Genomic DNA, 23241 nt, shown 5'->3' with positions numbered 1-23241 from the left:
GTCGTGGGCGGCGGGCAGGTTCGCCGCGCCGTACCTGCGCGACTCCCTGCTCGGCGCCGGCGCGACCGCCGAGACGCTGGAGACCGCCGCCTTCTGGTCGGCCCTGCCGGGCCTCTACCAGGAGGTGCGGCAGGCGCTCCAGGACCGGCTCGGCTCTCCCCTGATCATGTGCCACATCTCCCATGTGTACGAGACCGGCGCCTCCCTGTACTTCACCGTCGTCACCGCCCAAGCCGATGATCCCGTCGCGCAGTGGGAACACGCCAAAGAGGCCGCCTGCCAGGCCGTCGGACGGGCCGGTGGGACCATCTCCCACCACCACGGCGTCGGCCGCGACCACCGGGAGGCGTACGCGGAGGAGATCGGCGAAGTGGGCGTGGCGGTGATCCGCGCGGTGAAGGACCGCCTGGACCCCGCCGGAGTGCTCAATCCCGGCGTTCTTCTCGCATGATGATCTCTTCGCATTCCTCACAAACGTCATAATCGACGGTCAACCCCAATAAGATCGACCGCTGTGACGGCGTACGGCATTCCCCCGGTGGCCGGTCTCGGACCGCGCGATCCGGTTCGGCTCGGCCCCTATCGCCTCGCCGGGGTGCTGGGCATGGGCGGCATGGGAACGGTGTATCTGGCCGAGGGCCCGCAGGGGCCCGTGGCGTTGAAGATGATCAACAACAACCTGGCCAGGGACCATGAGTTCGTCATGCGCTTCCAGCGCGAGGTGGCCGCGGCCCGCAAGGTCCGCAGGTTCTGCACCGCGCCGGTACTGGACGCTCGCCTGGAGGGCGAGCCGTTGTGGCTGGTCACCGAGTACGTCGCCGGGCCCGACCTGTCCCGGGTGCTGCGCAACGGCGGCCCGCTCGCCGGGTCCAACGTCGAGGCCCTGGCGGTCGGCATGGCCACCGCGCTCAGCGCCATCCACGGCGCGGGGGTCGTCCACCGCGACCTGAAGCCGGCGAACGTCCTGCTGTCCCCGCTCGGCCCAAGGGTGATCGACTTCGGCATCGCCCGCGCGCTGGACGGCGGGCTCGGGCAGACCGCGACGGGGCGGCTCCTCGGCACGCCGGAGTACATGGCCCCCGAGCTGGTCTCCGGCCACAAGGCGGGACCGCCCGCCGACATCTTCGCCTGGGGCTGCGTGGTGGTCGCGGCGGCCACGGGGCGGTCGCCGTTCGCCTCCAAGACCGTGCCGGAGGCGCTGTACCGGGTCTCGCACGACACGCCCTCCCTGGACGCCATCGACCCTGCGCTGCGCGGGCCGGTGGAGGCCGCGCTGAACAAGGACCCGGCCGCCCGGCCCACCGCCGACCAGCTCCTCGCGGTGCTGACCGGGCGTTCGCACGCCGACACCGCCGACCTGGCCGGCGGCCTGCGCCTGGACCTCAGCTCGGTGGGGACGCCGCCGACCTCTCTCGCCGGGGGCGTGCAGAACCCGCACGAGCCCGCGGTCAGGCGGACCGGGAAATGGCGGCTTCTGCTCGCCGCCGCGGCGGGCGCCGCGACGGTGGGGCTGGCCGTGGGCGTCGGCGAGCTGAGCAGGAGCCTGCCGTCCGGCCCGCCGTCCGCGGCCGGCGTGATCTTCAAGGAGACGTTCGACAAGGGCGACACCGGCTGGCGGGACGATTCCGGCGGCGTCAACGGCGCCAGGGGCTACACCGGCGACGGCCGCTACACCATGTCCAGCGACTCCGGCTCGCGCGACAAGTGGGCGCCGGCCCCGGTGAACGTGCAGGTCCCGGAAGAGGTGCTGGTCTCGGCCAAGGTCGGCATTCCCCGGGCGGACACCTCCGGCTGGGCGGGCCTGTACTGCGAGTACTCCACCGTCGACAGTCCGGAGACCTTCTTCTACTACACCTTTCACGTGCGCAAGGAGGGCCAGGCCAAGATCGTCAAGACCGACGGCGCCCTGGTCACGGATCTGACGTCCGACATCCGGGTGCCCGGGTACAAGGAGGGGACGGTGCTGCGGGCGCTGTGCTCGCGCGGCGGGGGCGCGATCCGCCTTTCCCTGTGGGCCGGGGACGCCAAGATCGCCGAAGTGACCGACACCGACATCGCCCGCGGGGCCGGCCGGCCGAAGTTCGGTCTCGGCATCAGCCAGTCCGAGTTCGACGACACCGCCACCCGCGCGTACTTCGACGACTTCGTCGTCAGCCGCCTGTCCTGACCGCCCGGTTCCCAATCGCTTACCTTCTCCGACGTTCGCGCACGCGAAGGTCAGCGGAGAGTCAAAATATGGTCATGGTCGAAGTGGCGGCGGAGCGAGGGAAAGAGGCGTCATCACGGGTCTCCGAGGCGGGGGCGGGGTGGGATTGCACGGAGGTCGGCACTTACCGGGCACTTCGCCCCGATCGGGATGGTTTCTCCTGGTTCAACCCGCGCACCCTGTGGCGTTCCCGCAACGAGGTGCTGGCCGGGCTGTTCGGCGATCCCTCCGGCAAGGTGCGGGTCCGATGGATGCGGGCGCAGCGCGCGCGGGGGGCCGACCCGGAGTGCCGGATCGACCGCGCGGACGGGCCGAGCTTCTCCTTCCTGCTGCTGGGCGATCCCGGTGAGGGCGACGCGTCGCAGTACGCCACCGTGCCCGGCATCCTCAAGATCGGCCAGGACACCGACTTCGCGGTGCTCGCCAGCGATGTGATCTACCCGGCCGGGGCGGGCAACGATTATCCCGACAAGTTCTATCGGCCGTACAAGGACTACAAAGCCCCGATATACGCGATTCCCGGCAATCACGACTGGTACGACGGTCTCGGCGGCTTCATGCGGGTCTTCTGCGAGGCGCCGCCGCTCAAGGTCCAGGAGGGGTTCAGCCTCTCGCCGGGAGGGCTGCGCGGGCTGCTGTGGTCCAAGCCCGAGCCGATCGACGAAAAGCTCCTCGAACGCGCGAGGGAGATGCGCCCGCTCCCCGGGCAGCAGGCCGTGCAGCCGGGCCCCTACTGGTTCATGGAAAGCGACAACCTGGTCATCGTCGGCATCGACACCGGCATCGAGGGGACTCTCGACCGTGAGCAGGGCGAGTGGCTGCGCCGGATCTCGGCGGGCCCCAAGCCCAAGCTGCTGATCACCGGCAAGCCGATCTACTCCCGCAACCAGCACAAACCCTGCCCGATCGAGGGCGGCGGCACGGTCGATGACCTGGTCCGCGACCCGGCCAACCGCTACGTGGCCGCGATCGGCGGCGACATCCACAACTACCAGCGCTACCCGGTCACGGTGGACGGCAGGGTGATCCAGTACATCGTGGCGGGCGGCTCGGGCGCGTTCACCCACGCCACGCACACCATCCGGAAGGTCACCGTGGGCGGCGTGGCCGAGCGCGACTTCCGCTGCTACCCGCTGCGCGGCGACTCGCTGTCCTTCTACAGCGGCCTGTACAGCAAGCGGCTGCGGATGAAGTGGCTGTACCTACGGCCCGCCGAGGCGGCGTGCATCATGCGCGAGCAGATCGGCAACGACCCGGTGCGGCCGGTGACCGAGGAGGTCCGCATCACCAGCCGGATGCGCTGGGCGGCGCGGTTCCTCGGCGCCTGGCCGATGCCGTTACGCCTGCCGGTGGGCCGCGTGTTCCACCGCTGGCTGTCGGAGCTGTCCGACTGGGACACCCCACCCTTCTTCAAGAGCTTCCTGCACATCTCGGTCACCCCCGCGGAGCTGCGCATCCGCTGCTTCGCCGCGACCGGCTGCCTCGCCCAGGAGGTCGATCCCCCGCTCGAAGACGAGGTCCGCATCCCCCTTACCTGAACATGGGCCGGGCGTGTGCCTGAATTGTCGGACTCACCTGGCAGGCTTGCGGTGTGCACATAGCGGTGGCCGCCGGTCCGGGCGGCACGGGCGTGCTCCGGCCGGGCGGCCCGGTGCCCGACCTGGGGGAGGCCGTCCGCGCGGCCGAGCGCGCCCATTCGCGCGAGCCGGGCGACGCCGCGGGGCCCTGGGGGGAGTCGCCGCGCTGGGTGTGGGCCGACGCCCGGCAGATCTACCCCGCGCTGCTCGCCAAGGGCGTGCGCCCCGCCCGCTGTCACGACATCGCGCTCACCGAGTCGCTGCTGCTGGCCTACGCGGGCCGGTACGGCGAGCCCAGGTCGGCCGCCGCGGCCTACGCCAGGCTGCACGGCCTGCCGGTGCCCGAAGACCGCGAGGCGGCCGAGCCCGCCCAGGCCGCGCTGTTCGACACCGAGCCGCCCGCCCCGCCAGTCGAGGAGATCGACGTCGTCACCGATGTGTACGACGACCAGATCCGGCGCATCGCCGCGACCGCCGACCCGCGCCGGTTCCGGCTGCTGGTCGCCGCCGAGTCGGCGGGCGCGCTGGTCGCCGCGGAGATGGGCCACGACGGCATGCCCTGGCGGCGCGACGTCCACGACGAGCTGCTGACCGAGATGCTCGGCCCGCGTCCCGCCCACGGCATGCGCCCGGCCCGGCTCCAGGCCCTCGCCGACCAGATCGACGCGGCCTTCGGGCGGCCGGTCAACCCCGACTCCCCGCAGCAGATCCTCAAGGCGTTCAAGTCGGCCGGAATCAGCGTCCCCTCGACCCGCTCCCACGTGCTCAAACAGGTCGAGCACCCGGGCGTGGCCCCGCTGGTCGCCTACAAGGAGCTGGCCCGCCTGCACAGCTTCCACGGCTGGGCGTGGGCCGACCAGTGGGTGCGCGACGGCCGGTTCCGGGCGGAGTACGTGGCGGGCGGCGTGGTCTCGGGCCGCTGGGCGACCAGCGGGGGAGGGGCCCTGCAGATCCCCAAGGTGATGCGCCGCGTGGTCGTCGCCGACGACGGATGGAAGCTGGTGGTGGCCGACGCCGCGCAGCTCGAACCGCGGGTCCTCGCCGCGATGGCCGGTGACCGCGGGCTGGCCAGGGCGGCCGGCGAGATCGACTTGTACGCCGCGCTGGCCCAGGCGTTCGGCGGGCAGCGCGACCACGCCAAGATCGCCATGCTGTCCGCGATGTACGGCGGCACCAGCGGCGACGCCCCCAAGCTGCTGGCGGTGATGCGCCAGCGGTTCCCGATGGCCTACGCGTTCGTCGAGGACGCCGCCCGCGCGGGCGAGGAGGGCAGGCTGGTGCGGTCCTGGCTGGGCCGTAGCTCCCCGCCGCCCTCACCGCGCTGGCGCGAGCTGGTGCTCGGCCCCGAGGGAGCCAGGGCCGCGCGCGACCGGGGCCGGTTCACCCGCAACTTCGTGGTGCAGGCCACGGCCGCCGAGTGGGCCCTGGTGCTGATCGCGGTGCTGCGCGGCCGGCTTCCCGCCCCCGCGCGGCTGGTGTTCTTCCAGCACGACGAGGTCATGGCGCACTGCCCGGCCGGGCAGGCCGATGAGGTGATCGGCGCGGTCGGCGAGGCCGCCCGCGAGGCGAGCCGGCTGTTGTTCGGCGACACCCCGGTCCGCTTCCCCATGCACGCGGTCGCGGTCAACCGGTACGCGGACGCGAAGTGAGCATCCCGGCCAGCGGGGCGGCGCACAGCGTCACCATGATCCCGGTGGCCACCGCCAGCGCGCCGAAGGACAGGCCGCCCACGATCGCGCCCGCCAGCACCGTGCCGGCCGCGCCGCAGATGTTCATCAGCAGATCCGAGAGCCCCTGTACGGCGGGCCGCCGCTCGATCGGCACCGACTCGGTGAGCAGCGCGGAACCGGCCACCAGCCCGCACGACCACCCCACGCCCAGCAGGACGAGCCCGGCGGTGATCTGGGCGACGCCGTGTTCGCCCGCGCTGCCGGACAGCGCCGCGGCGGCCAGCAGCACGCCCATGCCGATCAGCAGGACGGCGGGCCTGCCGATCCGGTCGGCGAGCCAGCCGACCAGCGGCGACAGCGCGTACATCCCGGCGATGTGCAGGCTGAGCACCAGCCCGATCACCGAGATCCCGGCGCCGCCGTGGTCCAGGTGGACCGGCGTCATGGACATGATCGACACCATCGCGGTGTGCGTGACCGCGATGGCGGCAAGCGCCCTCCGGGCCGCGGCGCTCGCGCGGATGGCCTGCCAGGCCGTGCGTATCGTGCGTTCGCGGCCCTCGGCGTGGGCGGCCGGGCCTGTGGCGGTGGCCAGGCGGCGGGCCAGCAGCAGCGGGTCGGGGCGCAGGCCGAGCGAGACGACCGCCAGCGAGATCGCGAAGACCGCCGCGGCCAGCAGGAACGGTCCCGCCCACGGGTGCAGGCCGAGCGGCGGCCCGAACGCCTCGGCCGGTTCGGCCAGGTTGGGGCCGAGGACCGAGCCGATCGTGGCCGACCAGACCACCAGGGACAGGTGCCTGGCCGCGTGCCCGGGAGGCGACAGGTCGGTGGCGGAGTAGCGGGCCGCGAGGTTCCCCGCGCTGCCGCCGCCCATGAGCACCAGCCCGCACAGCAGCCCCGGCCAGGAGGAGGCGGCGATGGCCGCGACCGCGACCAGGCAGCCGGCGACGGCGCTGCCGTAGGCGAGGGCGAGTCCGCGCCTGCGGCCCCCCGTGCTCGCGGCCTTGGCGGCCGGCAGGGCCAGCAGCGCCGCGCCGAGTACGCCGGCGGTCCCGGCCAGGCCGCTGATCGGTTCCGAACCGGACAGCTTGTAGACGACCCAGGCGCTCAGGCTGAGCCCGAGGGCCACCCCGATGCCGCCGACGATCTGCGCGGCGACCAGGACCAGGAGGGTCCGGCGCTGGGCGGCGCGGATCGACGGTGAGGTGAACGACTCGGCGGGGCCGGCTACCACAGCCGAATCGGTAGGCTTCTCGGGGTTTATCGGTTTTGCTGCCACCAATGCAGTGTGCCAGCAGCCCCGGCCCCGGAGGGTCAGGCCTCCGGCCCGAACGTGCCGAAGAAGGTCTGCCGGATCTCCGCGCTGTCGTCCCAGCGCATGTCGGGCATGGAGAAGGCGATCCGGTAGGCCCGCTCGGCGTCCACCGACACGTACCGCACCAGCGTGTGCATCGGCACCCCGTTGGACAGCGTGTGCGTGTACTCCCACTCGGCGGCCTTCCACGCCCCGTAGGTGACGCCCTGCAGCCGTACCTGGATGTAGTCGGTGAACTCGGTGGACTCCCGCGCCTTGCGCAGCGCGGCCATCCCGCCGTCCGCGGCGGGGGCGGCCTTGTCCACGGTCACCGTCTGCTCGGTGTCGTCAGGGGCGGCGAAGGTCACCCGGCCACCCTTGGCCGAGACCCGCCACTCGCGCGGCACCGCGGCGGCCACGCCGCCCTTCTCACGCAGCGAGAAGCCCTTGGGCACCTCCTTGGCGCCCACGACGACGTTCGTCGGGGACTGTGCGGTCGGGACGGGCGGGGCCGCCTGCTCGCCGGGCGCGTCGCCGGACCGCACGAGCGCCACGGCCACCACGACCACGGCGGCCAGGCCCGCTCCGGCGATCAGCAGCCGCCCGCGCGCCCCCGGCCGCCGTTCGACCTTGCCGGGGTTGCGGGCCGGAGGGCGCTCGCCGCCGTCGTGCCGTCCCTTGGGGGCGGGCCGGCGGGCCTGCCCGCCGCCGCGCAGGTCGTGTCCCCTGGACGGCCCGCCGAAGTCGGCGGCCAGGGGCTGGGAGGGGCTGGCCAGCGAGTCATAGCCGGCGCGGTGCGACCCGGACGGGCCGCCGAACTCCGGAGGCAGCGGCTGGGACGGGCTGGCCAGTGAGTCATAGCCGGTGCGATGCGGGCCGGAGGGGCCGCCCAGACCGGCGTGGCCGCCGGAGGGCCCGCCGAAGGCGTCCGGCTCCGTGCCGGCCGTCTCGGGGGCGCCGCTGAATCCCGTCACCGGGTCGTGGGGCACGCGGACCGGTCCCGAGGGCGTCTCGATGATCCGCGAGGGCATCGGTCCCGACGGCGGGTCCAGCGGCGGCAGCAGATGCGCGGGCGGGGCGGCCTCGTAGGACGGCGGGCCCGCCGCGTTCCGGTACGCGCGCCCGGCCGACCCGTGGCCGCGCAACACCTGTTCCAGGATGTCCGACACCTGCGACGCCGACAGCCGTGCCGCCGGATCCTTGCGCAACAACCCCTCGATCAGCGGCAGCAGTTCACCCGCCCGCTCCGGGCGGGTCGGGTCCTCGGTCAGCACCGCGCCGAGCACCGCCACCGCGTCCGGCCCCTCGTACGGCGGGCGCCCCTCCACCGCCGCGTACATCGTCGCGCCGAACGACCACAGGTCGGCCGCCTGCGTGATCGCCAGCCCGCGCAGCCGCTCCGGCGGGATGTAGGCGGGCGAGCCCATCAGCAGCCCGGTCTGCGTCACCGACACGTCGCCCTCGATGGCGGCGATGCCGAAGTCGGTCAGCACCACCCGGTCGGCGGTCAGCAGCACGTTGCCCGGTTTGACGTCGCGGTGCAGAATCCCGGCGTCGTGCGCGTGGCGCAGCGCGTCGAGCACCCGGATGCCGATCTCGGCGGCCTGGCCCACCGGCAGCGGCCCGGTCTCCCGTACGGCCTGCTCCAGCGACCAGGCACGGACGAGTTCCATCACGATCCAGGGCCGCCCGTCGTCCTCGACCACGTCGTGGACGGTCACGATGCCCGGGTGGCTGAGCCGGGCGGCCGAGCGCGCCTCGCGGATCATCCGGCGGTGGGCGACCTGCTTGCCCGCGTGGTCGAGCCCGAAGGGCAGGATCAGTTCCTTGACCGCCACCGGCCGGTCCAGCAGCACGTCATGGGCCTGCCAGACGACCCCCATGCCGCCCCGGCCGACCGGCGACCCGAGGCGGTAGCGCCTCCCCACCAGCCGGCCCTGACCTTCGGCGAGACCCCCGCTGTCACCGCCTCGCGGCGTGGAGGGGAGATCGCCCAGCGTGCGATCGGTCATACCAGGCCCCTGTGTCCGGGAACCAAATGAACGCCCGTGCCCGGCGGCATCAGCGCCATCTCGGCCCTCTGCTGATTCCAATGATTTGCGAATAATGCGTGGCTCGACACGCTATCGGGATGCTAATAGGCGATGCCACCCACTGTGACGGCAAACCGCTAAATGTCCGTTGAGCTGGGGTGACGGGGGTACGTCCCGTTGTCAGCGGCTCCCCGGGGCCGGATCGCGCGCAGCGCGCCCTCCGCCGCGTCGGTCAGATCGCCCTCGCCGTCGCCGAGCAGGGCGAGCACGGACGGCGTGGCGAGGTTCTCCACCGCCTCGCGTACGGCCTGCGCCACCTGCGGCGCGGCGGCTCGCCCAGCACAACGATCAGCCCCGCACGGCCGCGAGGCCCACCCGCAGGCCCCACGCGAGGTCGGCGCCGGAGGTGTGGCCGAGCGACAGCAGCCGGGCCAGGGCGGGTTCGAGGGCCTGGCGTCCGCACACGCCGCGCAGCACCGCGACGACCTCGGCGCTCCCCTCGCCCCTGGCGGCGCAGTGCAGCAAGGTCGCCGAGATCGGCGTGGTACGGGTGCGCGCGTCGAAGGTGACGGCGGCGGCCAGCCAGCCGGCCGTCCACACGGCCCGCGCGGCGCCGCTCGCGCCGCCCAGCCCGCGCAGCGCCACCAGCAGCCCGGCCAGCATGTCATCGCCGCTCGGCGTGAGCCCTGGACCGAGCCCGACCAGGTGCTCGGCCGCGGTGATCATCCGGATCAGGGAACCGCTCGCGCATCCGTCGGCGAGCAGGGTGGCCGCGCCGGTGTCCTCGAGGCCGGGGCGGCGCGGGCTGCGCGCGCAGGCCACGGTCATGATCTCCGCCGCCCGCGCCAGCGCGGCGGGATCGACCGGGCCGAGCGGCGGCGCCGGGTTCCACCAGCGGCGGGGACGCAGGACGCACCCGCCGAGTTCGATCGCGCCCTCGCCGACCATGGCGTCATCACCGGCGGCGACGCCGGGCAGCGGGTCGCCGAGCACCACGCTGTTGGGCAGCCGGACCCCGTCACCGGTCACCAGGGCGACCACGCGCGGCTCCAGGTCGGCCCGGATCTCCAGGTACACCCCGGTGGAAAAGGCGGCGAGGACCCGCGCCGGGCGGCGCGGCGCCTCGAAGACGGGCCGGAGCGCGCTGCTGGCGGCGCCGGAGATGTGCGCCGGAGGATGACCCGTGCGGATCGGCCCCCTCCGCGCTCTCGGGCGCGTTCCAACGGTCACCGGACCTCCCTGATCGGCCGGACGGCCCGCGTCGAGCGGGTACCAGGATGCTCCCCCCGAGCGTGACCTTTGAACCCGACGGCAGCCCGGCGGTAGATCGTGCGCTTCCGGCGCCCGTACGGAGAAAGCTGCCAACAGCCGGCTCGATGGTTGGCTCTTCCTGACAGAGGAACCATCGGTCAAAATTCCCTCATGAAACCCCCTGGGCGCCTGGCGAGCACCGGCACGATCATTCATGGTGTGTCGGTCAGGGAGGTGCTCGGCGTCTCCAGCCTGACCGGCGCGCGGCTGATCGCCGGAGAGTCCGGGCTGGGCCGGATCGTGCAGCGGCTCAACGTGATGGAGGTCCCCGACATCCTGGCCTGGGTCAAGCCGCACGAGCTGCTGCTCACCACCGGCTACCCGCTGCGCCACACCCCGCAGTCGCTCGGCCGCCTGGTCGCCGACCTCGACGAGCGCGGCCTGGCCGCGATGGCCATCAAGCTGGGCCGCTATGTGGAGGTGCTGCCCGAGGAGATGGTCGAGCAGGCCGACCGGCTGGGGTTCCCGCTGATCCAGTTGCCGGGCGACGTCGGGTTCGACGACATCCTCAACCAGGTGCTCACCGACATCCTGAACCGGCAGGCCGCCGTGCTGGCCAGGGCCGGGGAGGCGCATCGCGCGCTGGTCGCGGTGGTGCTGGCCGGGGGAGGGCTGCGCGAGGTCAGCGCGGAGGTGGCCGGGCTGCTCGATGTGGCGGTGGCCACGCTCGACGGTACCGGGCAGGTCCTCGCCGCCGCCGGGCCCGAGGAGCATGTGGCCGCGTTGCGCCGGTTCGCGGCCGAGGGCGGCCCGCCGCCCGCCCCCGGCCCGGCGGGGCGGGCGATCGCCGCCGTGCCGGTCATGGCGGGCGGCCACCACCACGGCCGGATGGTCGCCTACAGCCCGGCGGGCACGATCCAGGACAGCGACGTCGGCATCCTGGAGAGCGCCGCCACGGTCGCCGCCCTGGTGGTGACCAGGCAGGAGGCGGTCAACGCGGTGGAGAGCAAGTACCGTGCCGACTTCCTGCGCGACGTGCTGACCGGCCGGGCCGGTACGGCGGAGCGGGTCGCCGCCAGGGCCCAGGCGTTCGGCTGGGACCTCGCCCGCCCGGTGATCGTCATGGTCGCCGAGCTGGACCCCGAGGGCGACGAGCGCATCGCCCAGGACCGCTTGGTGGCCTCCTGGACCGCCGCCATGCGCAGGCACGACCCCAAGGGCGCGGTGGCCGGCTTCTCCCACGAGGTGGTCGCCGTCGTGGACGCCTCCGCCGAGACGGCCCGCGTCGCCAAGGACGCCGCCGCCGCGTTCGCCGACAGCCCGCCCGCGACCTTCTCCACCGGCACCAGCCGTACCGCGCCGGGCCCCGACGCGCTGCCCGAGGCGTACAACCAGGCGCTCAAGGCCGCCAGGGTCGGCCGCCAGTTGCACGGTTCCGGCGCGGTCGCCCATTTCGACCAGCTCGGCGTCTACCGGCTGCTGTCCCTGGTCAGCGACACCGAGGAGCTGCACGCTTTCGTCCGCGAGACGCTCGGCCCGCTGGCCGGCGACGCCGACCCGGAGAACGCCGACCTACGCCGCACGCTTCAGGTCCTGCTGGACACCAACCTGAACGTGGCCGAGACCGCGCGGCGGCTGCACTTCCACTACAACACCCTGCGCTACCGGATCGGCAAGCTGGAACGCATCCTGGGCGCATTCACCGGCGACGCCCACCTGCGGCTCAATCTGACCCTCGCGCTGCACGTGCTGCGGATGCGCGGCATCTGAGCGGGTCCACCGGGGGTCGTATCCTGGCCGGGTGAACGAGACCTTCGAGCTGGAGACCGACTACATCCCGCTGTGCGACCTGCTCAAGGTGTGCGGCGTCACCGACACCGGCGGGGCGGCCAAGCACCTGGTCGCCGAGGGCGAGGTCATGGTCGACGGCGAGGTGGAGCTCCGCAAGGCCCGAAAGATCCGCGTTGGGCACACCGTCACCGGCGAAGGCTTCCAGATCCGCGTCGTGGCGGCCACCTGACACCGCCGATCACCGGCCGTCTTCCACGATGTGGAAGATCATCCCATTGAAAGATCGTGGCCGGGGGACGGGGGACCGCGCCGCGACGTGGGTACTGGAGGGAGCGTGAAGCCACCTCCATTCGGGTACCGCGCGCCGCGCGAGGTCGGGCAGGCGCTCGCCGACATCGCCGCGGTGGGCGAGGACGGCAAGGTCCTGGCCGGCGGGCAGAGCCTGATCCCGCTGCTGAACATGCGCCTCGCCGCCCCCGGCACGGTCGTCGACATCAACCGCGTCGCCGGGCTGGACACCCTCACGGCCGGGCCGGACGGGGTGCGCGTCGGCGCGCTCACCCGGCAGGCGCGCGTGGAGCGTTCCGAGGAGGCCGCCGCCGTCCAGCCGCTGCTGCGCCAGGCGCTGCGGCTGGTCGCCCACCCGGCGATCCGCAACCGGGGCACGGTGGTGGGCAGCCTGGTCCACGCCGACCCGGCCGCCGAGCTGCCCGCGGTGCTGGCGGTGCTGGACGGGTCGGTGCGGCTGGCGAGCGTGGCGGACGGCGAGCGCGACGTGCCCGCCCGGGAGTTCTTCACCGGCCCGCTGGAGGTGGCCGCGGGGCCCGACGACCTCGCGGTCTCCGCGTTCTTCCCGGCCCTGCCGCCGCGCACCGGCACCGCCTTCCACGAGGTGTCGCGGCGGCACGGCGACTTCGCGCTGGCCGGGGTGGCCGCGGTGGTCACCATGCGCGCCGACCTCGGGCTGGAGGAGGCCAGGGTGGCGTGCGCGGGGGTCGGCCCGGTCCCCATCGTCGTCGATGTCACGGCCGAGGCGGGCGCGGGCGACCGGGCGGCGGCCGCGCACACCGTACGCGAGCGGATCGAGCCCGAAGACGACGTCCACGCCGGCGCCGCCTACCGGCGGCACCTGATCGGGGTCCTCACCGAGCGGGCGCTGGCCGAGGCGTCGAGGAGGGCGGCCGATGCCTGACCGGGACGGCCCGGACGCCTGGCGGCCCGCATGGTGAGCCGCATGTCCGGTTGCTCGTCACGCTGACGGTCAACGGGGTCCGGCGCGGGGCCAGTGTGCCGCCCCGCCGGCTGCTGTCGGACTTCCTGCGCCACGACCTCGCCCTGACCGGCACCCACGTCGGCTGCGAGCACGGCGTGTGCGGCTGCTGCACGGTACTCCTGGACGGCGAGCCGGTCCGCTCCTGCCTGACCTTCGCGGTCACGGTGGACGGCCGCGAGGTCACCACGGTCGAAGGGCTCGCCCGCGCGGACGGCGAGATGTCGCCGGTGCAGCGGGCCTTCGCCGAGTGCCACGCCCTGCAGTGCGGCTTTTGCACCCCCGGCTTCCTGTGCGCGGTGACCGCCCTGCTGCGGGACGACCCCGCGCCCAGCGAACGGCAGGTCCGCGAGGGCATCTCCGGCAACCTGTGCCGCTGCACCGGCTACCAGAACATCGTCAAGGCCGTCCACCGCGCGGCCGACCTGATCGCGGAGGAGTCGTGACGGCCAAGCTGTTCGGCGAGCCGGTCGGCCGGCGGGAGGACCCGCGGCTGCTCACCGGGCGCGGGCGCTACCTCGACGATCTCGGTTCCGGCGCGCTGGCCGCGGCGTTCGTGCGCTCACCCCACGCGCACGCGCGCATCCGCGACATCGACGTGTCCGGCGCGCTCGACATCGAGGGCCTGGTGGCCGTCTACACCTTCGAGGACCTGCCGCCCCGGGTCGCCGAGCCGCTGCCGCTGCTGATCCCGCACCCGGCGCTCGCGCACGGGCGCACGGCCCGGCCGCTGGCCAAGGGCGTGGTCAGGCACGTCGGGGAGCCGGTGGCGATGGTGGTGGCCCACGACCGCTACCTGGCCGAGGACGCCTGCGCCCTGATCCGCGTGGACTACGAGCCGCGCGAGCCGGTGGTGGACGTGGAGAAGGCCGCCGAGGGCGGCCCTGCCGTACACGCGGACGTGCCCGGCAACGTGGCGGCGCACCTGGTGCAGGAGGTGCCGTCGGCGGCCGGGGTGCCGGCCCGGCAGATGATCGAGTCCGCGCCGTACACCCTCGCCTTCCGGCTGGACATCGAGCGCAGCGCGCCGATGCCGCTGGAGGGCCGCGGCGTGCTCGCCCGCTGGGACCTCGACGACCGCTCGCTGCGCGTCTACTCCAGCACGCAGACCTCGACCGGCGTGCGCATGGCCATCGCGGCCCGGCTGGGCCTGCCGCTGCCGTCGGTGGAGGTGATCGCCCCCGACGTGGGCGGCGGCTTCGGCGTCAAGCTCGTGCATCCGTGGCCGGAGGAGGTACTGGTCCCCTGGGCGGCGATGGTGCTCGGCCGGGAGGTCAAGTGGGCCGAGGACCGCCGCGAGCACTTCGTCGCCTCCTCGCACGAGCGCGGGCAGGCGCAGTTCGTGCGGGTGGGGTTCGACGGCGAGGGCCGGGTGCTCGGCCTGGACGTCACGCTCCTGCACGATCACGGCGCCTACACCCCTTACGGCATCATCGTGCCGATCGTCACCTCCACCCAACTGCTCGGCCCCTACCGGATCGGGGCCTACCGGGTGGAGTTCTCCTCCGTCTACACCAACACCGTGCAGGTCACCCCATACCGGGGCGCGGGCCGCCCGCAGGGCGTGTTCTGTATGGAGCGCACGATGGACCGCATCGCCGCCTACCTGGACCTGGACCGTACGGCGGTGCGCGCGGCCAACCTCATCCAGCCCGGCGAGTTCCCCTACGACCAGCGCATGACCTTCCAGGACGGCCGCCCGCTGATCTACGACAGTGGCGACTACCCCGAGTCGCTGCGGATGATCAAGGAGCTGATCGGCTGGGACTCCTTCGCCGAGTTCCGGGCGGCGGCCGCCGCCGACGGCCGCCGGGTCGGCATCGGCATCGGCTGCTACGTGGAGGGCACCGGCGTCGGGCCGTACGAGGGCGGCCACGTGCAGGTCACCTCCGACGGGCGGGTGCACGTCTCGACCGGGCTGACCTCACAGGGCCAGGGCCATGAGACGGTGTTCGCGCAGATCGCCGCGGGCGAGCTGGGCGTGCCGCTGGACCGGGTCTCGGTGGTGACCGGCGACACCCGCAGGCTCGGCTACGCGACCGGCACCTTCGCCTCGCGGGCGGCGGTGGTCAGCGGCAGCGCCATCGCGCTCGCCTGCCGCAAGGTGCGCGAGAAGGCGCTGCGCATCGCGGCCGAGGCCCTGGAGGCCGACCCGGCCGACCTGGTGGTGGAGGACGGCGTGATCCGCGTCGCCGGGTCGCCCGGCGCGGCGATCGAGCTGGCCACGGTCGCGACGCTGGCCAACCCGCTGCGCTACGCGTTCGACGCGGAGGCGGCCAGGGCCACCCAGTTCGCCGCGCCGGGCGACCCGGACCGGCCGCCGATCGCCGAGGGCGAGGAGCCGGGGCTGGAGGGCCGCGCGTACTACTCGCCGCTGCGCTCGACGTTCGCCTCGGGGATGCACGCGGCGATCGTGGAGACCGACCCGGACACGGCGGAGATCAAGATCCTGCGTTACGCGGTGGTCCACGACTGTGGGCGGCTGATCAACCCGATGATCGTGGAGGGGCAGATCCACGGCGGGGTGGCGCAGGGCGTCGGCGGCGCGCTGTACGAGCGGATGGCGTACGACTCCCACGGCCAGCTCCGCAACGCCTCGTTCATGGACTTCCTGATGCCCTACGCCACCGAGATCCCGCACATCGAGACCGCCCACCTGGAGACCCCCTCCCCGTTGAACCCGCTGGGCGTCAAGGGCGCGGGGGAGGCGGGGGTGATCCCGGTGGCGGCGGTCATCGCCGGAGCCGTGGAGGACGCCGAGGGCATCGTGATCGACCGGATGCCGCTGTCACCGTCGGACCTGTTCCGGCTGCGCGAGGAGGCCGCCCGGCGGCGGTGAGTCAGCCGACCTTGGACAGCGGGGCGCTGACGACGCGCTTGCGGAACACCCAGTACGTCCAGCCCTGGTACCCCAGCACGAACGGCAGCGCGATCAGCCCGATCCAGGTCAGCACCCCCAGCGTGTACGGGGCCGAGGCGGCCTCGGCGACCGTGATCCCGGGCAGCGGCTCGGGCCACAGGGCGCCGAACAGCGCCGCCGTGCCGAGCGCGATCGCCCCCGCGGTCGCCGTGAACGCCCAGCCCTCCCGGCGCCGCCAGGTGAGCGCCACCGCCGAGGCGAGGGCGGCCATCGCGGCCAGCGCGACCGCCCAGAGCAGCGGGGAGCCGCCCGCGGGGATCGCGGAGAGGGCGACCACGCCGGTGGGGACGGCGGCCAGGGAGGCGGTCAGCGCGGCCCGCCGGGCACGCCGACGTACCGGGCCCTCGGTCCGCAGCGCGAGGAACACCGCGCCGTGCAGCAGGCTGAGGGCCAGCGTGAACACCCCGCCGAGGACGGCGGCGAGGCCGCTGTCCGCCAGCACGGCGGCGAAGATCGCGCCCCACAGGAACGCGGGCAGCGCGCTGCCCGCGAAGATGGCCGCGTCGCACCAGGACCGCTCGCGGGCCGTGGCGACCTTCCCGCGCCACTCCAGCGCGACGCCGCGCACGATCAGCCCGGCCAGCACGAGCAGCACCGGCAGATAGAAGCCGCTGAACAGGCCCGCGTACCAGGCGGGGAACGCGGCGAACATGGCGCCGACCGCGGTGATCAGCCACACCTCGTTGCCGTCCCACACCGGGCCGATGGTGGTGAGCACCTGCCGGCGCTCGGCCTCGCCGCGGGAAAGGACGGGCGCGAGCATCCCGACGCCGAAGTCGAAGCCCTCAAGGACGAAGTAGCCGGTCCACAGGAAGGCGATGATGACGAACCAGACGGTGGTGAGATCCATGCGTGCCCCTGATCAGTACATGAGGGTGGGCTGGAGGGCGGGGGAGTCGTCGCCGTCGCCCTGGCCCGGCCGTAGGGCGGGCTCCTCCTGCGGGCCCGCCTTGACATAGCGGGTCAGCAGCGCGAACTCGGCGACGGCGAGCACGCCGTACAGGGCGGTGAAGACCGCGAGCGAGATGGCGACCTCGGTCAGGCTGACGCCGGGCGACACGCTGGCCGCGGTGAGCAGTTCGCCGGCGACGGTCCACGGCTGCCTGCCGATCTCGCTCAGCAGCCATCCGGCGATCACCGCGAGCGTGGGCAGCGGCAGGGCGAGCAGGCAGACGCGGGCGAACCAGGCGGGCAGCGGCCGTTCGCCGCCGCGCCTGCGCCTGCGGGTGAGCCACAGGCCGAGCAGCGAGAGCCCCACCGTGGCCATGCCGAACACGATCATGACCCGGAAGGACCAGAAGACGGCGGGAATGTTCGGCTGGTAGTCGCCGGGCCCGAACTCGGCCGCGAAGCGGCGCTGGATGTCGTCGGCGCCCTGGATCACCGCGCCGGGGTCGTTCGCGGCCAGGATGCTGAGCAGGCCGGGGATCTCCACGCCGGGCACGACGGAGAACGGCGCGCCGCTCTCGTCGTGGCGCAGCCCTTCGGCGGCGGCCAGCTTCATCGGCTGCTGCTCGTGCAGCAGCTTGGCCGACATGTCGCCGGTGCCGGCCACCACGGCCCCGGCCACCGCCGTCATGACCAGCGCGGCGCGCAGGCCGCTGCGCCAGGTCCGGGCGTCGGCGCCGCCGCCCGCCCGGCGTTCGCGCAGGATGCGGTAGCCGCTGACGGCGATCACGAAGCCGCCCGCCACGACGAACGCCGCCCCCACCACGTGCGGGACCTGCGCGATGGCCGTGGAGTTGGTGAGCACCGCCCACAGGTCGGTCATCCGGGCCTTGCCGTCCACGACGGTGTAGCCGACCGGGTGCTTCATCCAGGCGTTGGCGGCGAGGATGAAGTACGCCGACAGGTTGGAGCCGATCGCCGCGGCCCAGATGGTGGCCAGGTGGACGCGCTTGGGCAACCGGTCCCAGCCGAAGATCCACAATCCCAGGAACGTCGACTCAAGGAAGAACGCCAGCAGTGCCTCCATCGCCAGCGGGGCGCCGAAGACGTCGCCGACGAACGTGGAGTACTCACTCCAGTTCATCCCGAACTGGAACTCCTGCACGATGCCGGTGACCACGCCCATGGCGAAGTTGATCAGAAACAGCTTCCCGAAGAACTTGGTCAGCGTGAGGTAGTGCGCTTTGCCCGTGCGGTGCCAGGCCGTCTGGAGACCGGCCACGAAAACGCCCAGGCCGATGGTCAGCGGTACGAACAGAAAGTGGTACACGGTGGTGATTCCGAACTGCCACCGGGCGAGGTCCAGGGCTTCCAATCTTCCCCCTCACGAACGAAGCTCTACAAGCTGTAGTTCTACCTTCAGTAGTACTACAAGCCGTAGAGCAATGGGCCGGGGCGGCGCCGCGAACCGCTGCGATCTTCGTCACACCGCCGGCGGACCCGCGCCCCCGGCGCGGGTCCGTCCGGCGGCACCCCTCCAGCGCGGCTCGAACCCCCTCGTGCCGCACGTTCACATCCTGCGCGAGCGTCCCCCGCGCGGTCGTCATCCGCTCGGCTGATCCGGGACTACACCGGCCGGTGGACCAGCCCGAGGCCATGGCGGACGGGTGGCGAGAAGGCGACATGACGGATAATCGCCGTCAAAAGGATTGTCGACGGATCTGTTCTTGTTGAGCATGATCTCCGCCGCTGGTCCTCACCTACGGCAAGGACGCGGCCCGCACGCCGGCCGCCCAGCCGCGCCCCGGCGGGCGCGCGGCGCACGCGCGTGCTGCGCAGCGCCTCGGCCACCGCCGTGGAACGGCCGCCCGCCAAGGCCGCCGAGTTCTGGAACGCCATCTCGGCGGGGGAGCTCGGCCGGGCCGCCGCGCCGGACGCCAAGGTGTGGCTGGACCGCCCGGTACGGGCCACGCTCGCCGACAGCGTGCCGCGGATCGGCGCGCCCGCCGCCTGGCAGGCCGGCCTGGCCGGCAAGGGCGTCAAGGTCGCGGTGCTCGACACCGGCATCGACCCCGCCCACCCCGACGTCAAGGACCGCGTCCTGGACACCGACGAGTTCCACGACCTCGCCTTCACCGACGAGGGCACGCTGCGCGCCGAACTCCCCGCGGGCCGCTACTCGATGATGGCCACCATGCTGGAGCGCAGGCAGCCCGGTATCCGGGCTACGACCTCGGCGTGGACCTGCGCAACGCCGTACGGGCCGGACGCCACACGTTCGGCTTCACCGTGCGGCACCCGACCGGCGCGGCGTCCCCGCGCGTGGCGGGCGCCACGGCGCAGCTCTCCTACGACGACGGGGCGACCTGGAGCGACGTCCGCGTGGACCGGCGCGGCGACGGCCGCTACGCGGTCCGCGCCGACCACAAGCGCCGCAGTGGGCACGTCTCGCTGCGGGTGACCGCCTGGGACGCGGCCGGAGCCAAGGTCGAGCAGACCGTCATCAGGGCCTTCGCCCTGAAGTGACCGGCCGTGCGCCGTCATCTCCACAGCACCGGGTACCAGATCACGTCACGGAAGGCCAGCATCCGCAGGTCCCAGTACAAGATCGTGAACACGCCGACCGTGATGAAGATCGCACCGGTGATCAGCGCGACCCGCTGCGGCCGGGCGGCGAGCCACCGCCGCGTCCGGTCGCCCAGGCCCAGCGCCAGCACCACGAACAGCAACGCCATGATCACGATGTTGCCCGCCGACTGGAGCATGAACGCCAGCGCCCCGTAGAGCGGGTTGTGGCTCTCGGCCGCGTCCCGAAACAGCTTCCTGAACAGCCCGAACGGCCGGCCGATCAGGAACCCGCCGATCAGCGCGCCCATCAGCACCATGCGCGCGTTCGGCAGCCGCCGTGAGACGGACGCGAGCGGGTCGAGGACCACCCCGAGCGAGGCCAGGCCCAGGTACACGAACACCAGGCCGATCAGGCCGAACACCACCATCGACTGCACGTTGCGCGGCACCAGCCCGGACGCGGACGATGCGGTGGAGAACTGCGGCATCGCCGTGCCCACGAAGCCCACCACGGCCCCGTAGACGCCGGAGAGGGCGAGCATCCCGACGCAGAGCCAGCCGAGCGGCCGAAGCGTCTCGCGCACCCGCGCCAGGGCCGAGCTCCGCTCGCCCAGCATCGGCGCGACCGCGCCCAGCGCGGCGATGTTGCAGGCGGTGAAGGTCCCGGCCAGGCCGGTGGTGAAGGCGTACACGACACCGGACAGGATCCCGGCGATCGGCGCCTCGGCGGCGTCGCGCCCGAGGATCGTGCCCGCGACGTTGGCCCCGATCGTCTGGTCGACGAACTGCGCCGACCAGACGACGCTGAGCAGGAATCCCGCCACCGCGCTGATCCACACCACCCGCCATGGACGACCGGGGAGGGCGACGGCGGGGGTAGGGGATCGGCTGACGGGTCGGGTCATGTGCTCCACCTCCTGCGAACAGGCCGGATGAGACGGATCACCGGTAATACGGCGATCGTCCCCGTGGAGGATCCCCTGCGCCGTCAGCCGTTGAAATGCCTGGCGAGCTGGGTCCGGTCGCGCAGGCCCAGCTTGCGCAGCGCGGCCGAGACGTGGTTCTTCACCGTGCCCTCGGTGATGTAGAGGCGGGCCGCGATCTCCTTGTTGGCGGCCCCGGCGCTGACCAGCCTGGCCACCTCGATCTCCCGGGCCGACAGCTTCTCGTGACCGGCCGGGGCGCCGCGCGCGCCCGAGACGCCGACCGGCGTGCCGCGCAGCTCGGCCACCAGCCGCGCGGCCACCGGGCTGGCCAGCACGGTCTCGCCGCGGGCCGCCCGCCGGATGGCCGCGACCAGGTCGTCGGGCGAGCAGTCCTTGATCAGGTAGCCGGCGGCGCCGGCGCGCAGCGCGCCGAAGATGTAGTCGTCCTGGTCGAACGTGCTGAGCACGATCGCGGCCACCTGCGGATGCTCCCTGGACAGGTGGCCGATCAGCTCCACCCCGTCCATCCCGGGCATGCGCGCATCCACCAGCGCCACGTCCGGGCGGCATTCGAGGATCGCGCGCAGCGCCGCGTGCCCGTCGGCGGCGTCGCCCACCACCTCGATGGTGTCCTCGATCTCCAGCAGCTTGCGCAGCCCATGGCGCAGCAGCACCTGATCGTCCACGAGCAGCACTCTGATCCGTGACATCACCGCACCTCCGCTCCGGGCCGGAGGCCGGCCCCGATGGGCGGGCCCGCCCCGGTCCCGGCGGGCAGCTCGGCGCGCAGCTCGAAGCCGCCGCCCTCGGCGTCGCCCGCGGTGAGCACGCCGCGCAGCGCCCTGGTGCGCTCGGCCAGCGACGGGAGCCCGAACCCGCCCGCGCCGTCCCGGCCGCCCGTCTTCCTGCCCTTGCCGTCGTCGTTGATGACCAGCGTCACGCGGTCTTCGCCGAAGGTCAGCCGCCCGTGCACCTGCCGCGCCTCCGAGTGCCGCAGCGCGTTGGTCAGCCCCTCCTGGAGCACCCGGTAGAGCACCAGCTCCACGTCCGGGTCGAGTGGGCGTTCCCGGCCCTCGACCTCGAAGGTGACGCTGAGCCCCGTGCCGTCGAAGGAGACCGCGAGCTGTTCCAGCGCGGCGCTGCCGACCCGCCCGTCCAGCGCGAGCGGGCGCAGCGCGCGCACCCACCGCCGGGCGTCGGCCAGCGCCTCCGCGGTGACCTCCTTGGCCTGGCGCACCTCCTGCCAGGCGGCGTCGGGACGGCGTTCGCGGTAGCGCTCGGCGTTCTCCAGGCCGACCTTGATCACGGTCAGGTGGTGGCCGATGGAGTCGTGCATCTCCGCGCCCATCCTGGCCCGCTCCTCGGCCACTGCCAGCTCACGGACCCGTTCGAGCAGGGCCTGGGCCTCCGCCCGGCGCAGCCGCGCCTCCAGGATGGCCGAGGTCATGCCGAGCACGAAGATGGCGAACACCCCCACCACACCGGCCTGCAACAGCGCCTCCTGCATGGTCCGGTCGAACAGCAGCGTCCCGGCGACGATGAACGCGAGCATGCCGGCCAGCACGGCGACGGCCGTGCGCATGCCGTACACGAAGGCGATGCTGGCCGTGCCGATGAGGGTCAGCAGCAGGTGGGTGCCGTAGGAACCGGTCAGGCCGAGCGCGATGGTGGCCGGCAGGAACAGCAGCGGGATGAACCGGTAGCGGGGGGCGGGCCGCCAGGGAAGCACCAGCCATAGGCCCACGACGACGGCGATGTTGATCGCGAACAGCACCGAGTACAGGGTCTTGGCCGGTCGCAGCATGTGATCGCCGACCGTGGCCAGCAGCACCACCCAGAACACCACGTTGATCAACGTGGGCCGGTCCGGATCGCCCAGCCACATCCACCGCGCTTCGCCTCGCCCTACCAGACGCGCCATACGAACGACACTAGAATCCCGGCGCCGCTCTGTGATCCCCCCAGAGCAGTATGTTCATCATCCCGACGGATTCCGCCGCACCAGGTAGACCGCGTGCTGGGTCCGGGGGTCGGTGGTCGTCATGCCGGTGATCCCGAGGGTGGGCATGGCGAGGTTCAGGTCGAGCCGGCCGACGGCGGACACGACGTGCAGGAGCAGGACGAACTTCCGCGTCCGGGGCGTCCACCAGCGCGGGCGGCCGGGCGCCGCGGCGCTCGGCTCCCGGACGGCGGCCCTCTCATCGACGAGCATGCGCCCATCGTCACCGGGACGCCTTGCGCACGGGTCTTCCGTGGGGAGACGCGCCCCCTACGCCGGTGGGCGTACGGCGTACCGATCCCGGTTTCGGCGTTAGCGATGCCCCGCCGGGCGGGAATTGTCTAACCTCAGGACTCTGGAGGTGGCGATGAAGGTCGTCGGAAGTGCCGTGCTCGGCGTGGACCGTCCGCGGGTGTGGACCGCGCTGCGCGACCCCGCCGTACTGGTCCATGCCATCCCCGGCTGCCGCCGCCTCGAAGACCTCGGCGACGACTCCTACCGGATGACGGTCGCCATCGGCGTGGCCGCGATCAAGGGGGTCTACCAGGGCGAGGTCACCCTGTCCGACCTCACCGAACCGGAGCGCTTCAGGCTCAAGGCCGGCGGCCAGGGCGAGCCGGGCACCGTGGACGCCACCGTCCTGATCCGCCTCGACGACGCCGAAGGCGGCGGCACCCGGGTCGAGTACGACGCCGAGGCGGTGATCGGCGGCATGATCGGCGGAGTCGGCGCGGTCGGTGAGGTCGTGGTCGAGTACCTTGCGGGAGGCGGTGAGGCTGACCGCGAGGCGTTCGCCGGTGCGTTCGTAGCGGGCCGACAGGTCGGCCGGGAGCAGGTAGAAGACGCCC

The 23241-nt window shown here is 73.1% G+C and carries 21 protein-coding genes; 11 read left to right on the top strand and 10 right to left on the bottom strand.

The features are described 5' to 3' along the window. The 4 genes from C1I98_RS12720 to C1I98_RS12705 all read left to right on the top strand — a co-directional run. Positions 1–451 (top strand): FAD-linked oxidase C-terminal domain-containing protein (locus C1I98_RS12720; protein ID WP_306461861.1); only part of this gene is annotated, 451 nt, incomplete at its 5' end. 63 nt (positions 452–514) lie between these two features. Continuing rightward, positions 515–2167 (top strand): serine/threonine-protein kinase, encoded by a 1653-nt coding sequence (locus tag C1I98_RS12715; RefSeq protein ID WP_111167373.1) that lies wholly within the window; start codon positions 515–517, stop codon positions 2165–2167. A 74-nt stretch (positions 2168–2241) separates the two neighbouring features. Continuing rightward, the gene (locus tag C1I98_RS12710; RefSeq protein WP_233507824.1) at positions 2242–3744 is read left to right on the top strand and encodes a metallophosphoesterase family protein; all 1503 of its coding nucleotides are present in this window, start codon (positions 2242–2244) and stop codon (positions 3742–3744) included. A gap of 53 nt (positions 3745–3797) precedes the next feature. After that, on the top strand, positions 3798–5432 hold the full coding sequence (locus tag C1I98_RS12705; RefSeq protein WP_111167371.1) for a bifunctional 3'-5' exonuclease/DNA polymerase: 1635 nt from the start codon (positions 3798–3800) through the stop codon (positions 5430–5432). Here C1I98_RS12705 and C1I98_RS12700 read toward each other — a convergent pair. From C1I98_RS12700 to C1I98_RS12685, 4 genes are all read right to left on the bottom strand, one after another. Next, positions 5407–6687 carry an MFS transporter gene (locus C1I98_RS12700; RefSeq protein WP_233507823.1) on the bottom strand — a complete coding sequence of 427 codons (1281 nt, stop codon included), beginning with the start codon at positions 6685–6687 and terminating at the stop codon, positions 5407–5409. The genes C1I98_RS12705 and C1I98_RS12700 overlap by 26 nt on opposite strands. Positions 6688–6767: 80 nt before the next feature. Further along, positions 6768–8759 (bottom strand): serine/threonine protein kinase, encoded by a 1992-nt coding sequence (locus tag C1I98_RS12695; protein WP_111167370.1) that lies wholly within the window; start codon positions 8757–8759, stop codon positions 6768–6770. Between the two features lie 158 nt (positions 8760–8917). Further along, positions 8918–9097, bottom strand: coding sequence for a hypothetical protein (locus C1I98_RS12690; protein WP_111167369.1), 180 nt, complete (start codon positions 9095–9097; stop codon positions 8918–8920). Positions 9098–9128: 31 nt separating this feature from the next. Next, on the bottom strand, positions 9129–10010 hold the full coding sequence (locus tag C1I98_RS12685) for an oxamate carbamoyltransferase subunit AllH family protein (protein ID WP_233507822.1): 882 nt from the start codon (positions 10008–10010) through the stop codon (positions 9129–9131). A 192-nt stretch (positions 10011–10202) separates the two neighbouring features. On the opposite strand from C1I98_RS12685, the gene C1I98_RS12680 reads away from it, so the two are divergent. The 5 genes from C1I98_RS12680 (at position 10203) to cutA (ending at position 15931) form a co-directional block, all read left to right on the top strand. Next, entirely contained in the window at positions 10203–11801 is a 1599-nt protein-coding gene (locus tag C1I98_RS12680; RefSeq protein WP_111167367.1) for a PucR family transcriptional regulator, read from the top strand. Positions 11802–11832: 31 nt separating this feature from the next. Then, complete coding sequence (locus tag C1I98_RS12675) at positions 11833–12051, top strand: RNA-binding S4 domain-containing protein (RefSeq protein WP_111167366.1); 219 nt, start codon at positions 11833–11835, stop codon at positions 12049–12051. 105 nt (positions 12052–12156) lie between these two features. Then, on the top strand, positions 12157–13014 hold the full coding sequence (locus tag C1I98_RS12670) for an FAD binding domain-containing protein (protein ID WP_111167365.1): 858 nt from the start codon (positions 12157–12159) through the stop codon (positions 13012–13014). Between the two features lie 50 nt (positions 13015–13064). Further along, entirely contained in the window at positions 13065–13538 is a 474-nt protein-coding gene (locus tag C1I98_RS12665) for a (2Fe-2S)-binding protein (protein WP_111167364.1), read from the top strand. Continuing rightward, entirely contained in the window at positions 13535–15931 is a 2397-nt protein-coding gene (cutA, locus tag C1I98_RS12660) for an aerobic carbon-monoxide dehydrogenase large subunit (RefSeq protein ID WP_111167363.1), read from the top strand. Before C1I98_RS12665 ends, cutA begins: the two co-directional genes overlap by 4 nt. A gap of 1 nt (position 15932) precedes the next feature. Here cutA and cydB read toward each other — a convergent pair whose 3' ends face one another. Continuing rightward, positions 15933–16862, bottom strand: coding sequence for a cytochrome d ubiquinol oxidase subunit II (gene cydB, locus C1I98_RS12655; protein ID WP_111167362.1), 930 nt, complete (start codon positions 16860–16862; stop codon positions 15933–15935). 12 nt (positions 16863–16874) lie between these two features. Further along, complete coding sequence (locus C1I98_RS12650; protein ID WP_111167361.1) at positions 16875–18275, bottom strand: cytochrome ubiquinol oxidase subunit I; 1401 nt, start codon at positions 18273–18275, stop codon at positions 16875–16877. A gap of 453 nt (positions 18276–18728) precedes the next feature. On the opposite strand from C1I98_RS12650, the gene C1I98_RS45015 reads away from it, so the two are divergent. Continuing rightward, a complete protein-coding gene (locus tag C1I98_RS45015) occupies positions 18729–19361 on the top strand; it encodes a S8 family serine peptidase (protein ID WP_306461860.1) in 633 nt (210 codons plus the stop codon). A 79-nt stretch (positions 19362–19440) separates the two neighbouring features. Here C1I98_RS45015 and C1I98_RS12640 read toward each other — a convergent pair whose 3' ends face one another. From C1I98_RS12640 to C1I98_RS12625, 4 genes are all read right to left on the bottom strand, one after another. Next, positions 19441–20373 (bottom strand): hypothetical protein, encoded by a 933-nt coding sequence (locus tag C1I98_RS12640; RefSeq protein ID WP_111167374.1) that lies wholly within the window; start codon positions 20371–20373, stop codon positions 19441–19443. Positions 20374–20456: 83 nt separating this feature from the next. Then, positions 20457–21104 (bottom strand): response regulator, encoded by a 648-nt coding sequence (locus C1I98_RS12635; RefSeq protein ID WP_111167359.1) that lies wholly within the window; start codon positions 21102–21104, stop codon positions 20457–20459. Beyond that, positions 21104–22315, bottom strand: a complete 1212-nt coding sequence (locus C1I98_RS12630; RefSeq protein ID WP_146607399.1) for a sensor histidine kinase — start codon at positions 22313–22315, stop codon at positions 21104–21106. Before C1I98_RS12630 ends, C1I98_RS12635 begins: the two co-directional genes overlap by 1 nt. A gap of 57 nt (positions 22316–22372) precedes the next feature. Next, positions 22373–22606 (bottom strand): hypothetical protein, encoded by a 234-nt coding sequence (locus tag C1I98_RS12625; RefSeq protein WP_111167357.1) that lies wholly within the window; start codon positions 22604–22606, stop codon positions 22373–22375. A gap of 154 nt (positions 22607–22760) precedes the next feature. On the opposite strand from C1I98_RS12625, the gene C1I98_RS12620 reads away from it, so the two are divergent. After that, positions 22761–23241, top strand: a 481-nt coding sequence (locus tag C1I98_RS12620) for an SRPBCC family protein (RefSeq protein ID WP_111167356.1), incomplete at its 3' end; no start/stop codon positions are given.

The organism is Spongiactinospora gelatinilytica (assembly GCF_003236385.1).
GTDB lineage: Bacteria > Actinomycetota > Actinomycetes > Streptosporangiales > Streptosporangiaceae > Spongiactinospora > Spongiactinospora gelatinilytica.
This window is presented reverse-complemented; position numbering and strand designations above follow the sequence as displayed.